Below are 13,743 nucleotides of genomic sequence, written 5' to 3'. Positions count from 1 at the left end.
GTTTGATTGCAGGTCTTATTCCAATGAGAATGACATTGCAAGCAGCGGTCTATAGTGGAAGCTTTGCAGGAATGTGCTCAAGTGAGTTAGTGACTAATTACTGGGAAATTCTTGGGATCTCTCTCATTGGTGCAATTTTATATTTTTATACTTTAAGAATCTTTCAAGGTTTTGGTGGAAAGCTTGGAACAATTGCCTTTGTTAGCGTTGCTTTATTCTTCTTTATCAAGGGGAGTATTATATGATAACCGCAATTGGAGTTTCTCTTATTGGAGCGCTTTCGACTTTTCATCTGTCTCGTCTAAAGACGTTTGGGGCCATTAGAGCTTCCGCTCTTTTAACAATAATTGCCTATGCAATTTTATATCTTACAGTTCCTAACTACGAAATGATGGCCGTGATATTCTTTGGTTCTACTTTTGTTGGAATGAGCTGTCCCACAAAAATGCATAATTATACTATTGTCATTGGTTCAGTTTTCTTTGCTCTTTTTTTTCAATACCTTGTTCCGCACCTTAAGGGTTACGGTGGAGCACTTGGAATAAGCGCATTCTTGAGCGTTTTAGTCATCCAATTGGTTTTGTATTTTGGACGTAAACTTGCCAGATTAAGTTAAGATTGCCATCATTTTTATATGAGACAACTTATTCTAATTATAGCAGCAACAATATCTACACTTTCTTATGCACTGGAGACAGTCCAAGTTACTGGCAGTATCGAAATCGATGCACCTATTGAAGAGGTGTTTGAATTTGTAGCGGATCCAATGAATGATCATCATTGGCGAAGTGAAGTTAATGATATGGCCACAAACTCAAGAACATTTGAAGTTGGTAGCACATTTAGAGAAGATGCTTGGATCGGAATTCGTAAAAACTTTATAACAACAACAGAGCTAATTAAATTGAATGCTCCTTATCAGGCATTATTTGAAACTGTTAGATCAAATCCATACTTTTTAAGAAGCAACCGCATGTTTAATGAAAGTGAAAACGGAACTCTTTTTACTTATGTGGTGGACTTTGACCGTCGTATGATTAAAGAGACCTTTGGCTTTAATGCAAAGCCAGAGGTCGTCGTTAAATTATATGGTGTTCTGATGAAGAAATATTTGAAGAAATTAAAAAAGAGACTAGAGTAGTGTTTCTCTAACTATCATAAAGATCCCCATTACAATTAAGAAGTAGCCAAAAATCTTTTTTAATTTATCTTGTGGAAGTTTATGAGTCAGTGCTGATCCAAGTTGTGATCCAACAATGGCAAGAGCTGTAAAGATTGCAATAAATTGGTAATCTAACTCAAGATTAGGAGAGTTGATAATATTTCCTACAAATCCAATGAGAGAGTTAATTGCAATAATTAGAAGAGAAGTTCCAATGGCCTTCTTCATTGGTACGTTAAAAAAGTTTACAAGTGCTGGAACAATTAAGAACCCACCTCCAACTCCAATGAGACCAGTGACAATACCGACAACACTCGCTGCCCCAAAAATTGTTAGATTTGATGATGATTTAACCTTGATATTCTTGCCATTTTTAAGCATTGAAACTGAGGCCAGTAGCATAATTCCTGCAAAGATATAAAGTTGAACTTGTCCACTAATGAAAGAAGCGAGATAGGTACCAAGATAAGTGGAAAGCATTGTCATAGCACCAAATTGAAAGGCAAGTTTAACCATAACATTACCATTCTTATGATGTCTTAGTGTCCCCATAAAGCCTGTTAGACCTACAATTGCTAAACTCATTGTAATGGCGATTTTAGGGTCAATTTTTACAATATAAACCAGGATTGGAACCACTAGAATTGAGCCCCCGCCGCCTAAAAGACCAAGAGTTGTTCCTGCAATAAGTGCTAATAGATATGCCATGTTAATTTCCTCCTGAAATCAGTATAGGGGATTAATTTTTCTTAAACCTTGATGGGGGTCAATGTATTTTCCCATAAATTTATTTACTCTATGATAGGAGGAAATTATGGATAATTTAAATATAAAAACATTCTTTGATGAGCAAACTTACACACTAACTTATGTTGTTTATGATGAAGTGACGAAGGATGCTGTGATTATCGATCCAGTTCTTGATTATGATCAGGCATCATCAACTATCACAACAGAGTCAGTTGAAAAGGTTGCTATCTTTGTTAAAGAAGCGGGACTTAAGCCTCACTATATTCTAGAAACTCACGCTCACGCGGATCACCTTACAGGAGCATTAAAGCTCAAGGATTTCTTTCCTGGTGTGAAAGTGGCAATAAACGAGAATATCAAGATTGTTCAAGAAGTATTTGGTGAACGATTTAATATTCTAAAAGAGATTAAACTTGAGGACTTCGATGCTTTCTTAAATGAAGAAGCGCCACTTGTTGCTGGAACTATTGAGATCAAAACGATTTTCACTCCTGGACATACTCCGGCATGTTCTTCATTTGTAATTGGAAATAATGTTTTTACGGGAGATGCTCTTTTTATGCCAGATTATGGTACAGGAAGATGTGACTTTCCTGGTGGGGACGCAAATGCTCTTTATGATTCAATTACAAATAAACTTTACACGCTACCAGACGAGACTAATGTCTATACAGGACACGACTATCAGCCAGGTGGAAGGGAGTTAAGGTATAAGAGCACAATCGGTGAGAATAAGAAAACGAATGTGCATCTTAAGGCCGAAACTAGTCGCGAAGAGTTTGTAAAATTTCGCACAAGTCGCGATAAGACGCTTGCTGCTCCAAAACTTCTGCTACCGAGTATACAAGTAAATATTCGTGGCGGGCATATGCCTGCACCTCAGGATAATGGTGTAAGATACCTTCAAATGCCACTAACATTTAAAGATTAAGGTTCATATGAGGGCACTATAAGTGCTCTCTTTTTTTTTCTTCTGCTAAAATCTCATCTTTTGCCTGACTCTGTAGATCTTCTACTTCATCAAATTCATCCATGATTTCAATCCCAAAGAAGGTCTCAACAATATCTTCAAGTGTGATTACCCCAAGTATTGTGCCGTAATCATCACTAACCATGGCGATATGTTCTTTTTCTCGAATGAAGCGTTTGAAGAGGTTTCGAAGAGGAGTCTGGCGATTAATAATAGCAATGGGCCTGATGATATCTAATTCATAAAGCTTTTTAGCGCTATTGTCTTCGATAATTGATTTGGCAATATCCTCTTTATGGATGTAGCCACTGATGTCGTTAACATTCTCACCATAACATGGGATACGTGTAACAGGTGCCTTTAGATCGTAAACAGATGAGATAGTGTCTTCAATATTAACCATGAAGACCTTGCGTGCGGGAGTCATAACTTCTTCAATCACTTTTCGTGAAGCGAGTAGGGACTCTTTTAAAAATTCACCTTCATCTTTGGCAAGGGCCTTCGTTTGCACACCTAGCTCAATCATTGATTCGACTTCTTCACGACTCATTTTATGCTCAGGATCAGTTTTTAACATCCTCATTAATGTCATTGAAATAAATAGAATCGGCTTAAGGATAAAGATTAGTGGCGGTAGAATCTTTAATAAAAATGGAGTTAAACTTTTCCAATAATGGTGTCCGAGAGACTTTGGAATAATTTCTGAAAGATAGAGAATGGCCAAAGTTAAGACAATAGAAACAGCGGAAAGATAATACTCTAGGTTTGCACCACTTATTCCCATATCTTTAAATATTTGAATCGACTCTGAACCTACACCTGCTGCACCAAGAGTATGGGCAAAAGTATTAAGTGTGAGGATTGCGGAGATGGCCTCATCTTTATTTGAGGCATACTTCTTTAATGCTGAGGCATAGCTACGGTTCTGACGCTGAGACGCTAAGATGAAACTAGGGGTAATTGATAGCAGAACTGCTTCCATGATCGAGCATACAAAGGAGACGCCAATCGAGATGACTATATAAACAATTAGCATTTTTATACTTTAAATTGGCTTTAATTTTGTGTCAAATTAAGTAACGGCCAAAAATGATGCATAATATATATTAATTTTTAGTACCTTATCGTTTTTCTCGGTTTTGGGCACTTGTTCATAATGATAGCTAAGGGGCCAAGTTTAAGTTAAAATAGTGAGGATTAATACAAAATTGAGGTTTATATGAAAGTAACTGAATTTATGACTAAAGATGTAACAACTTGTCGCGATACTCAAACTGTTGCAGATGCAGCAAAAGCAATGCTTGATCTAGGTGTGAGTGTTATGCCAATCTTAGATAGCGCTGACAAATTAGTTGGTATTGTAACTCAATCGGACTTCATCGGTAGAGAAGTAGAAATCCCACATGCTCTTGCTTCTATTAAGAGACTATTTGGAATGGACTATAATCTTGGTGACGTTGAAGATATTTATAAGAAAGCTAAGAATAAGCCTCTTTCAGAGATTATGACAAAGAATGTAACGACTGTTACTTCTGACTACTCTCTAACAGCTGTAGTAGAGCTTATGATGAAAAAACAACTTAAGAGAATTCCTGTTTGTGATGGGGATAAGCTAGTTGGTATTATTACTAGAAAAGATATTTTAAAAGCTTTCGAAAGCGTAAAATAATAAAAAAGGCCTCGTGTGAGGCCTTTCTATTTTATTGCATCTCTGCTGTCATTTCACATTCAACTGAATCTACATAGTACCAGTTAGCTTCTTTTGTATTGTGGTCATAACCATCAAATAGCCAAGACTCAACTGTAATTTCGTAGTGATCAAACATATTTTGATCGTATCTTTGCTTTCCTGTGAAAGTTGATACGAACTTGTAATCTACGATCCCTTGATCAACAACAACTTTTTCTTTCTTTGTTGCTACAAGAGTAAGGTCTTTCATTACGTTACACTCGTTGATGATTGCATCAACGATTTTGTCGTTGTGACGAGCTTCAAAAGTTGAGTTGATAATTGAAGCTGATGCCGAAAGTGTCATTAGTGCTACTAAAATAAATTTCATTTTTTTCTCCGTTGTTTATACGTGTATTAATAATTAAAGATTACAATTTCCTTTCACATCAGATAGTAATTGAATGGAAAGCTTCTCTTCGTAACGGCGCCAGTTACTATAATCAGCATCTTCAATTTCGATCTTGATGTCATTAAGGTTATTTCCAATATTATCTAAGTGTGTAAGCTCAATTTTGTAGTAGTAATCAGTAATACCCTGATCAACTTTATCTTTTGTAATTGCAATGTTTTTAATATTAAAGCGCTCTTGTGCTATTCCTAGAGAGCACTTCGTCAGTTCTTTTGAAAGATAATTTCTAATTTCTTTTTGAATCTCAAACTGTCCTGTTAGGATTACTTTTCCACGCTCAACACCGTTTCCAGCATAAGTTGTAAGGCAAATTAGTAGCAGAGCAATTAGCTTTCTCATTAATTATTATCTCCAAATTTTATTAATGAATGAGTTCTATAATTCCGATAATCCATTGAAAAGTATTCTATTAGGCGATAATCGCCTGTCAGGAGATTTATGGTTCACTTTGGTCAAGATTTGGTTAAGATTAGAAAGGCATACGGGCATAAGAGTGCGAAATCATTCTATGAAATGTTGGCGAAGAAGGGATTGGAGTGCAATTATCAATATTTCGTTAAGATTGAAAAGGGGAGTGCATTTCCTTCGTCTGTTATCGTTAATCAAATTGCAAAGTGTTTAAAAACAAAAGATGCAAATGCACTTATTCTGAGCTTTTGTCGTAATCAATTTTCTTCTTTTGATTATTTATTCAAGGAGAGTAATCAGGAAGAGGAGAAGCTGGAAGAAGTTATCTCAAAGGCCAATCAGGGGCAACGCTACCTTTCTGTTATGCAAATAAATGCTCTAGCACAAACAAAGTCTCATTACTTCCTATTTCTCATTTTAACTCTTTCAAGAAGTGCTCTCGATATTAGGGAGCTTAAAACATACTCCATTAAAAAGAGTGTTGTTAATGATCTTATCAAGGCCGAAATTGCCTTTGAACAAGATGGCCTAATCTATGCTAGATCAACTGAATTTCGCTTTCCAAAAGAAGAAAGTGAGACAATTAGCAAGGCATATGGGAAGTTTGATGATTGGGATATGGAGTTTGGTAAAAACTTTAAGTTTCAAAATCTAGTGAATAAAATGATGATTCGTAGAATATCACCAAGATATCTTTCTCTTATTAAGAATCAAATTGATTCGATATCAGATATTGTGCGTTTATCAGATGAATCAGATAATCGTTATAATAACGAGGTTCTCCACTTACATATCTCTCTTAATAGAGGGCAGTTACCTGGTTAGTTTAGGAAGTACTCTGCGATACCATGTAAACCATTTTGGTGGAATGGGAAAACGATACGATTTGGTTTTCCATTTGCCGCAGGCTTGTAGAGGATACGATAACCGTGACAAGCGGCCGTTCCTGGAATCGGAAGAACTGTTCGTAAATCACTAACAGTATCCCACTTAATTAGTTCGTAGTCTTCTGTACAGCCATAAATGATGCTTCCTACTTTTACAATAGAACTGAAACTTGTCGCACCGTAGTTAAACGATGAGAAAGAAGTATAGTTATTTGATAAATGTCTAAATGTTTTAGCACCACTTCTATCGTATTCCATTTCAAAAAGTATTTTTCCAGCACTACTATCCCAAGTCGATGCATTCCAGTGTTGTCTAACATTTTTTAAAACACAATTTTCCCCTGGCCCTACTGGACAAGAACCTGCTCCAGCATGGACGCCTCCACCTGTTCCTGCAATAAATTGAGACATTCCATCCGTTGTTGTATAGCGGAAGATCGAGTTATTATTTGCAGTTCCCGACCAAGAGTAGTGTCCAGTTAAAATACCGCCATTGTAGAAACCATTAACAGAAGGGGTATAGTTACCCATATCAATTGTTAAGCCATCTACTGTGGCCGTTGTGGTCCAACTTCCTCCACCGTTTAGACCCATAAAGTGTGACCACTGATTTGTAGCTCTTGAAAGGAGGCAGACATTATCCCAACGACAAGGGAAGTAGATGTCACCATTGGCCGGATTTGTTGCCATAGAGAAGTTTTGCGACCATCCTCCTGTATCAAGCATTTGTGTTCGTGGGTCAGCACTAATACTAAAAGAGCCGCGAGCAAGAACTCCATTTCCGGCCACTCGAATAACTTGGTTGATTGATTCGTTTGGTTGAACTTCTCGAATGATTCTTTCTTGTGAGTCAACAAGAATGATATTATCTCCAACACCATGGTCAATAAATTGAATATTTCCAAAGCGAGCATCCTGACCGAGTCCATTGTCTCCAAATGACTGTGTTTGTCCATAGAGTGTTTGGACCTTTCCTTGAGCATCAATTACTCTGATCGTATTGGCATCGACAAAGAAGAAGACTCCATCTTTGTTAACGAAGAAGTCTTGTAATCTAATTGGACAACTCGTTGCAAGTGTTCCATCTGGGCAAGTACCATGAATACCATTTCCTAGTTTTGTCGCTTCATAAGAGTTTGTTGTAGGGTTATAACGATTAACTCGTGTAGGGTAACCGATGTGATAACTCCATCCCCATGTACTTCCATCATTCGTAGATCTTCCATACGCATCTACACAAGTTGTATCGTGGCTTGGAATCGCTACACCAGTTGCAACAAATGTAGAAGGGTCAATCTCTTCTCGCATATAGTATGAACAACCATTTAGACCACGGTAGTATTTTGCAAAAAGTGAAGTAACTTCACTCGTATTAACGTCAAAGCCAATTTGATAAGCAGAGATGATTTCTGTATCCATTTCGGCCGTGGCAGAAGTGTTTCCACTAATTGCACTTGTTGGAGGAGAGCTTCCACCAGTACCTGAAATTCGTCTAGATTCTAAACGTGGTGAAGAAAGAGAGCCTTTGTAAATTCTAATTAAGTTATTGTTGCTTACACGATTTGTTTGATCGTTAAACCAAATATCACCATTAGGTAGTGGCTGGAACATTGAATATGAATTACCACGGTTTAAATTGAAATCTCTTGGGTCTAGAATAATATCACTACGATTTGTACCAATCGTTCCATCAGCTTTCATTCCAATAATTGTTTCAATAGTCATGGGAACGACTGTTGTATCGACACGACGAATTGAATTCTCGTCCCAAATCAGGAGGCGATCTTGAAAATCCATTGTGATTTTTTGTACATCTTTTACAGATGCTTGATCAACAGTTACACCGTCACCAACCTCATCTCCAATTGGGATTAGTTGCTCAAGAACGTTTGTGAAAGGATTGATATAAAGAATACCTCGAACCTTATCGTTAAAGAATATCTTCCCATCACTTGTAACTGCAAGGGAGTATGGTGCTTGTGTTGATTTTGGAAAAAGTTGGGCAGACTTGGCCGATGAGCCAGTTCCTGGGTCAACATTTCCTGCAAGAATTTTAAACTTCGTCGAGTTAAGTGCAACAGATGTTGCTGAGGTATCTTGATTTGCACTATCTGCAGCGGTAACACTTAGCCTAAAATACTGTCCATCAGCAAGAGGGAAAGTCCACTGGTAGCATGCTGTTGCATTGTCATCAAGTGGATTTGTTGCAGAGTTAACTTGCGGGCAATTATTTGCACTATTATTTAGATTTTGTGCCGAGACAATAGGGTGAAACTCGATGTCATCAGTTGTATAATATAATTTTGTTGTTCCATCTGGAATCGTTTTATTATCGACTGTTCTCCATGAGATATATACTGTATCACCATTATTAAATGTTAGATCAATATCTTCTACTGGACTACTTGGTGAATCAGAATTAGTAACAAAGAATTCCGAGATAACAGGAGCCTGATCTGGAGTATAGTTCATTGTTACAAAGTCTTTACCAAGAGTTGCATCAGGGTTAGATGAAATATTTCCAGCTAGATCTTTTACCCAAACAGATACTTTAAAGTTTGATGGAGCAAAACCTAGAAGGAAGCTATAGTCGCGAACAGGCATAAACGTATTTAGAGTAAGCCCTGGTGAAGGAGCATCCATAGCTTTCCAGCACTCGTCATTAGCGCTTGGCAGAGTTGTATCATTTCCTTTAAGGCAGAAATGAGTAATGACTGTATCGAGGTCTTCTGCATCGAATTCAACGCTTACATACTTAACTGCCGTAGGAGTCGGCGTCGTCGATCCATTAATTTTGAAAGTTGCTGTGTGAATGAATGGGGCACCTAAGTCCTCAACGATCCTAAATGAGTTAGAGATCGCTTCGCCTGTCATGCCATTATCATCCGTAAGAGTTACCTTAAAGCGAACATCATTATATAGTGTTCCTGAAGGGACAGTGTAATTATAGCTAAATGGTGTATCAGAGTGAGGGCCATCAGTCGCTACAGAAGTAAGCCCAAGTTGTGTCCATGTAGAACCACCATTATATGAGACTGAAAAAGTATGATTCTTTGTTGCACTGACAGTGGCCTCTGTTGTTTTCCATTTTATTGCGTAGTTTATTCCCCAAGGAAGTGTCGGAACATTATCAAAAGATAGTGATGGAGCAAGGGAGTCATAAATAAAGTCGATACTGTCGTAAGCTGAAATATTACCCACAGGATCTTTCCCGTAGATACGCAGAGTTCGGTATCCTTGAGTATTTAATACACTTGGGTCATAAGAAATAGCGCCAATGGCCGTCGAACAATTTTGCCAAGCTGAATCAGAAGCTAGTGGTGTTGTCGTTGATTCACTAATTAAAACTTGAGATATATCATCACAGCTCGCTGCAGTCAGAGTCATCGGGTTCGAACTTGTTGACGTACCGGCAGTAAAGTTTACTGGTGTAAGAGATGGTACTGTCGAAGTCTCATCATTAACAGTAATAGTTAGAGTTGTTTCTGTCGTTGACTCTAGTTGACCATCATATACAACGTACTTAATTGTAACTGTTGTATTTGTGTTTACAGGTGCAATATAGTCACATACTAGATCACTTCCATAGCTTATCTGGTCAATACAGTTCGAAAGTGTCCCAACGGCAGGAGCTTGAGTGATCTTATATTGTAGTGAGCCAGTTGCTGTCTCAACATCACTTCCTGGGTCTAAGTTTATTGTGTATAAAGTATTATCTCTAAAAATTAATGAATTATCTGCCGCTGCAACTGGTGCATCATTTAAGGCGTTAACAGTAATGTTAACAGTGGCCGTTGTTGAGTTATATTCTCCATCACTAACTTGGTAAGTAAAATCATCTGAACCATTAAAATTAGAAGAAGGAGTATAAGTACAAGATCGACTAGTACCTTCATCACAAGTTAAGAAACCATTACCGGTAGAAAGAGTGATCGTATAGTTTAGAATATCACCATCAATGTCTGCACCAGCATTAAGATCAAATGTAATAGGCGTATCTTCATCTGTCGTTATTGACTGTGTCGCTGCTAGAGTTGGGGCGTCGTTAACAGGAGTAATATTAATTGTTACTGTTGTGACAGTTGCTGAATCGGCTACTCCATCATTTGCACGGTATGTAAAAGTATCCACGCCGTTATAGTTTAAATTTGGAGAATAGTCACAGTTAAGGTCTCCATCTGCTGCCATACAATTTGTAAGTAGACCATTCGATGGGGGAGTCACAATCGTATATGTTAGAGTGTCTGGATCAACGTCTGTAGCAGCTGCTACACTAAAGTTTATCGGTGTGTCTTCTGGCGTTGTTATGCTGAAGTCAGCGGCCATGTCCGGAAGGTCATTAATAGCATTTATCGTAATCGTAACAGTTGCTGTCGATGAGTTAATTGTGCCATCATTTACATAATAAGTGAATGTGTCGACTCCGTTATAGTTTAAACTTGGAGTGTAGGTACAACTTCTATTTGTACCCCCTGTACATGAAAGAATTCCATTACTTGTCGTTGAGGAAACATGATAAGTTAGCGTATCACCATCTATATCGGAACCAATGTTTAAATCAAATGTAACAGGTATATCTTCATCTGTTGCAACAGCTTGTGTTGTCGGAATAGTTGGAGTGTCATTAATTGAGTTTACAGTAATCGTAACAGTTGTGACTCCTGAGGAATCAGCAGTTCCATCATTTGATTTATAAGTAAAACTATCTGTTCCGAAATAATTAGCACTCGGCGTATAGTCACAGTTTAGGTCATTGTTACTTGCTAGACAATTTGTTAGTGCTCCATTAGTAGGAGGTGTAACAATCGTATAAGTAATAGGATCACCATCTGTATCAGATGATGGATTAACATCAAAGTTTACCGGAGTGTCTTCGTCTGTCGTAATAGAAAGATTGCTTGCGGTAGTTGGGATAACGTTTTCTGAAGTATAGTTTAAATTTACTGACGTAATGTCAGTATCGCACGTCCAAGTCAATGTCGCAGATTTTGTACCTTTAGTTGTTGGTATTGCTTGTACTTGATATGAACAGCTCTGATTGACACTTAAGTTGTTTGACCCACAGTTGTCATTTATAATTTGGAATTCACTCGCATTTGTCCCTGAAAGCTGTGGGACAGTACAATTCTTTGTAACTCCCGTTCCTGAGTTGGTAATTGTAAATGTTTGGGCCATTGAGATTGAATTATTTGGTACTCCGTTAAAATTGTGACTTGAAGGAGTTGTTGAAAGGAGTGCTTTTTGTAATTCAAAAGTATTCGATTCAATTGTCGAAGTATTTCCTAGAGCATCAGATAAGCTAATTCTAATTTTAGCATTCGTTTGTGCTCGATCGGGTAGTGTAAAACCATGATTAAAGGAATTATTTATTAGCACTCCATCTGCAGAAGGTGTACTCGACGAAATTGTTGTCCAACTTGTTCCATTTGAGTCAAGAAACTCAACTGTATGAGGAAGAATGGCAAGGCCATGTTGCTCTGAAATATTCCAAACGAGATTAAAGTAAGTATCTGCCCTAAGGGCCGCAATACTAGGAATTGTGATTTCTGGAGGTGTCTGATCAATGACAAAATCTATTTCTTTTGGTGAGCTTATTTTTGAATTATGATCAATTGCCCATAAGTAGAGTTTTCTCGACCCATCTCCAGTAGTAATTATTTTTATGATATTTTGAAAATTCTCATCCGTACAATCTATATTAAACTCAGGAGCTGTTGGTGCAGATGAGCTCTCTGTTATTGCAAGTTTTGAAAAGGTTTCACAATTTGTCATTAGACCTGGAGATATCTCAGTTCCTGTTAAAACCTCAAGGTTTATTGCTAGATTATTCGTCGGATTATTTTGAGAGGCTGCAAGTTGTATTGACGGTGCTGTAACAGGGGAGGTATCAGTAAAGGTCGTTCCAATTGTTGCATCTGGGTATTTCCATGAAAATTCATGATATGGTATGTCTGCATTTCCTCGAATTACATTTCCAGATCCATCGCTTTTACCTATAAAGAGAGAAATAATAAATTCATCACTATGGTTTGCTGATGGTGTGTAAGACCAGCTTGCAGACTTTGACATCAATACTGGTGCCGATGGTGTTTTCAAATCTTCTAAATACCACTCATATGCTATTTCATAATTCACAGACCAATGGTCATATGCTTGGATTGTAAAGAGGTAGCTTTTCTTCTCCTCAAGTGACTGAGGAACTGTTATTTCTTTAATATCAGGTAGAGAGTTCTCAAGAATTGTATGGGCATCACTAAATGAATTATCAAATGTATCACTTATCGTTGTGTTGCTTTGTAGTTTTGAATATGTCTCACTAAGATTATCATCTGCATTTATTTGTTGCTCTAATTCACTAATCATTAAAGAAACTGTATGATTGTTAATCGTATTTACTTCATCTTTTAATTTCGTTTTAACGACCTGTGAAATAATAGTCGAAGCTTGGGTAATATTTTGAGGATCAGTGAAACTCGTTACAATTCTTTCAAAAACATAATTACAGCCAGAAGTTCTAAGAAAGTATTTTGTTGGGGCCAGCATATCAAGGCTTAGATCAAATGGATCAAATTCAAATAGTGTCTCTTCTTCTACTGCATTTCCTGAAAGAGGATTGTCTGCAAGAGGCGTCATTGTTGCTAAGTCAAAGAGTTCAACTTTTGCATCACTACAGTTTATATCAATTGGCGCCGCATATGCCTTCGAAATAAGAGAGATTGATGTGGTCTTAAAGTACTCTTTAAGAGGTGGGATTGTTCCATATATATTAGGTCTTTTTGGAATATAAGAACTGCCACTTCCTTTTTTACTTTCTGTCGTTTCTTCTTGTTGAGCTACTTGCTCTTCTTGTACTTTTAGTCCACCAGTTGAGACTATATCTTCATTTTTATCTTGCTGCTCATTTCTATTCTCTTTAGATGGTGACTCGCTAAAGTATTCCATTGATTGTTGATAGTAATCAGGTGAGGTGATTAGAGGAGTTGCATTTGCTACCTTAGAAAAGTTTCTGGCCACCTGTGCAGAAACTTTTGAGACTCGAGCATCTTGTTCGTAGTTGTCATATGAATTTGAATTATTTGGTGTTGTTGCCTCTGAAGCAATTCCTCTTCTATATCGACTTTTGAAACTTTCAGATTTTGACTTTTTTGACTTATTTGTAATGCCATTTTTTTTATAGTTTTTTAACAAGTGTTTATTTTGAATTTTATTACTAGAATATTCTTTCTTTTGATTTTCTGAAAAAATAAAAACATAACACACTATAATTGCGAGTGATAATATAAGTAGCTTTGGATTGAATATCAGCTGGCCTATTTTTTTCATATCGCTGTCTAAATTCCCCCAGATAATTTTATTTACTTAAGTGTCACTAAAATTTATCGGAATTTTTAACTTTTTATTAAGTTATCATGACTTCAATAGTCT

Annotated in this window: 11 protein-coding genes; 6 read left to right on the top strand and 5 right to left on the bottom strand. The window is 37.1% G+C overall.

Annotated elements, in window-relative coordinates; genetic code table 11:
* Positions 1–23: 23 nt before the first annotated feature.
* From ACMAYS_RS10275 to ACMAYS_RS10265, 3 genes are read left to right on the top strand one after another with little or no spacing between them, the layout of a single operon-like run.
* Positions 24–245 carry a hypothetical protein gene (locus ACMAYS_RS10275; protein WP_199177547.1) on the top strand — a complete coding sequence of 74 codons (222 nt, stop codon included), beginning with the start codon at positions 24–26 and terminating at the stop codon, positions 243–245.
* Positions 242–616 carry a hypothetical protein gene (locus ACMAYS_RS10270; RefSeq protein WP_412463213.1) on the top strand — a complete coding sequence of 125 codons (375 nt, stop codon included), beginning with the start codon at positions 242–244 and terminating at the stop codon, positions 614–616. Before ACMAYS_RS10275 ends, ACMAYS_RS10270 begins: the two co-directional genes overlap by 4 nt.
* 18 nt (positions 617–634) lie before the next feature.
* Positions 635–1,141 (top strand): SRPBCC family protein, encoded by a 507-nt coding sequence (locus ACMAYS_RS10265; RefSeq protein WP_103218173.1) that lies wholly within the window; start codon positions 635–637, stop codon positions 1,139–1,141.
* Here ACMAYS_RS10265 and ACMAYS_RS10260 read toward each other — a convergent pair.
* Positions 1,133–1,870: a sulfite exporter TauE/SafE family protein gene (locus tag ACMAYS_RS10260; protein ID WP_103218172.1), complete on the bottom strand. Its 738-nt coding sequence runs from the start codon at positions 1,868–1,870 to the stop codon at positions 1,133–1,135. The two genes, ACMAYS_RS10265 and ACMAYS_RS10260, sit on opposite strands and share 9 nt — an antisense overlap.
* A gap of 106 nt (positions 1,871–1,976) precedes the next feature.
* Between ACMAYS_RS10260 and ACMAYS_RS10255 the strand changes: the two genes are divergently transcribed.
* Positions 1,977–2,843: an MBL fold metallo-hydrolase gene (locus tag ACMAYS_RS10255; protein WP_103218171.1), complete on the top strand. Its 867-nt coding sequence runs from the start codon at positions 1,977–1,979 to the stop codon at positions 2,841–2,843.
* 16 nt (positions 2,844–2,859) lie between these two features.
* On the opposite strand, the gene ACMAYS_RS10250 is transcribed toward ACMAYS_RS10255, so the two are convergent.
* Complete coding sequence (locus tag ACMAYS_RS10250; RefSeq protein ID WP_103218170.1) at positions 2,860–3,918, bottom strand: CNNM domain-containing protein; 1,059 nt, start codon at positions 3,916–3,918, stop codon at positions 2,860–2,862.
* Between the two features lie 183 nt (positions 3,919–4,101).
* On the opposite strand from ACMAYS_RS10250, the gene ACMAYS_RS10245 reads away from it, so the two are divergent.
* Positions 4,102–4,551 carry a CBS domain-containing protein gene (locus ACMAYS_RS10245; RefSeq protein ID WP_103218169.1) on the top strand — a complete coding sequence of 150 codons (450 nt, stop codon included), beginning with the start codon at positions 4,102–4,104 and terminating at the stop codon, positions 4,549–4,551.
* 31 nt (positions 4,552–4,582) lie between these two features.
* On the opposite strand, the gene ACMAYS_RS10240 is transcribed toward ACMAYS_RS10245, so the two are convergent.
* Both ACMAYS_RS10240 and ACMAYS_RS10235 read right to left on the bottom strand, forming a co-directional pair.
* Complete coding sequence (locus ACMAYS_RS10240) at positions 4,583–4,942, bottom strand: hypothetical protein (RefSeq protein WP_103218168.1); 360 nt, start codon at positions 4,940–4,942, stop codon at positions 4,583–4,585.
* A gap of 33 nt (positions 4,943–4,975) precedes the next feature.
* Positions 4,976–5,362 (bottom strand): hypothetical protein, encoded by a 387-nt coding sequence (locus ACMAYS_RS10235; RefSeq protein ID WP_392992642.1) that lies wholly within the window; start codon positions 5,360–5,362, stop codon positions 4,976–4,978.
* A 99-nt stretch (positions 5,363–5,461) separates the two neighbouring features.
* Between ACMAYS_RS10235 and ACMAYS_RS10230 the strand changes: the two genes are divergently transcribed.
* Positions 5,462–6,256 carry a hypothetical protein gene (locus ACMAYS_RS10230; RefSeq protein ID WP_103218166.1) on the top strand — a complete coding sequence of 265 codons (795 nt, stop codon included), beginning with the start codon at positions 5,462–5,464 and terminating at the stop codon, positions 6,254–6,256.
* Here ACMAYS_RS10230 and ACMAYS_RS10225 read toward each other — a convergent pair.
* The gene (locus ACMAYS_RS10225; protein ID WP_412463212.1) at positions 6,253–13,506 is read right to left on the bottom strand and encodes a tandem-95 repeat protein; all 7,254 of its coding nucleotides are present in this window, start codon (positions 13,504–13,506) and stop codon (positions 6,253–6,255) included. The genes ACMAYS_RS10230 and ACMAYS_RS10225 overlap by 4 nt on opposite strands.
* Positions 13,507–13,743: the final 237 nt, after the last annotated feature.

It is taken from the genome of Halobacteriovorax sp. RT-2-6 (assembly GCF_047085025.1).
Lineage (GTDB): Bacteria > Bdellovibrionota > Bacteriovoracia > Bacteriovoracales > Bacteriovoracaceae > Halobacteriovorax_A.
The sequence above is the reverse complement of the archived record's forward strand: the minus strand, read 5'-3'. Positions and strand labels throughout refer to the sequence as shown.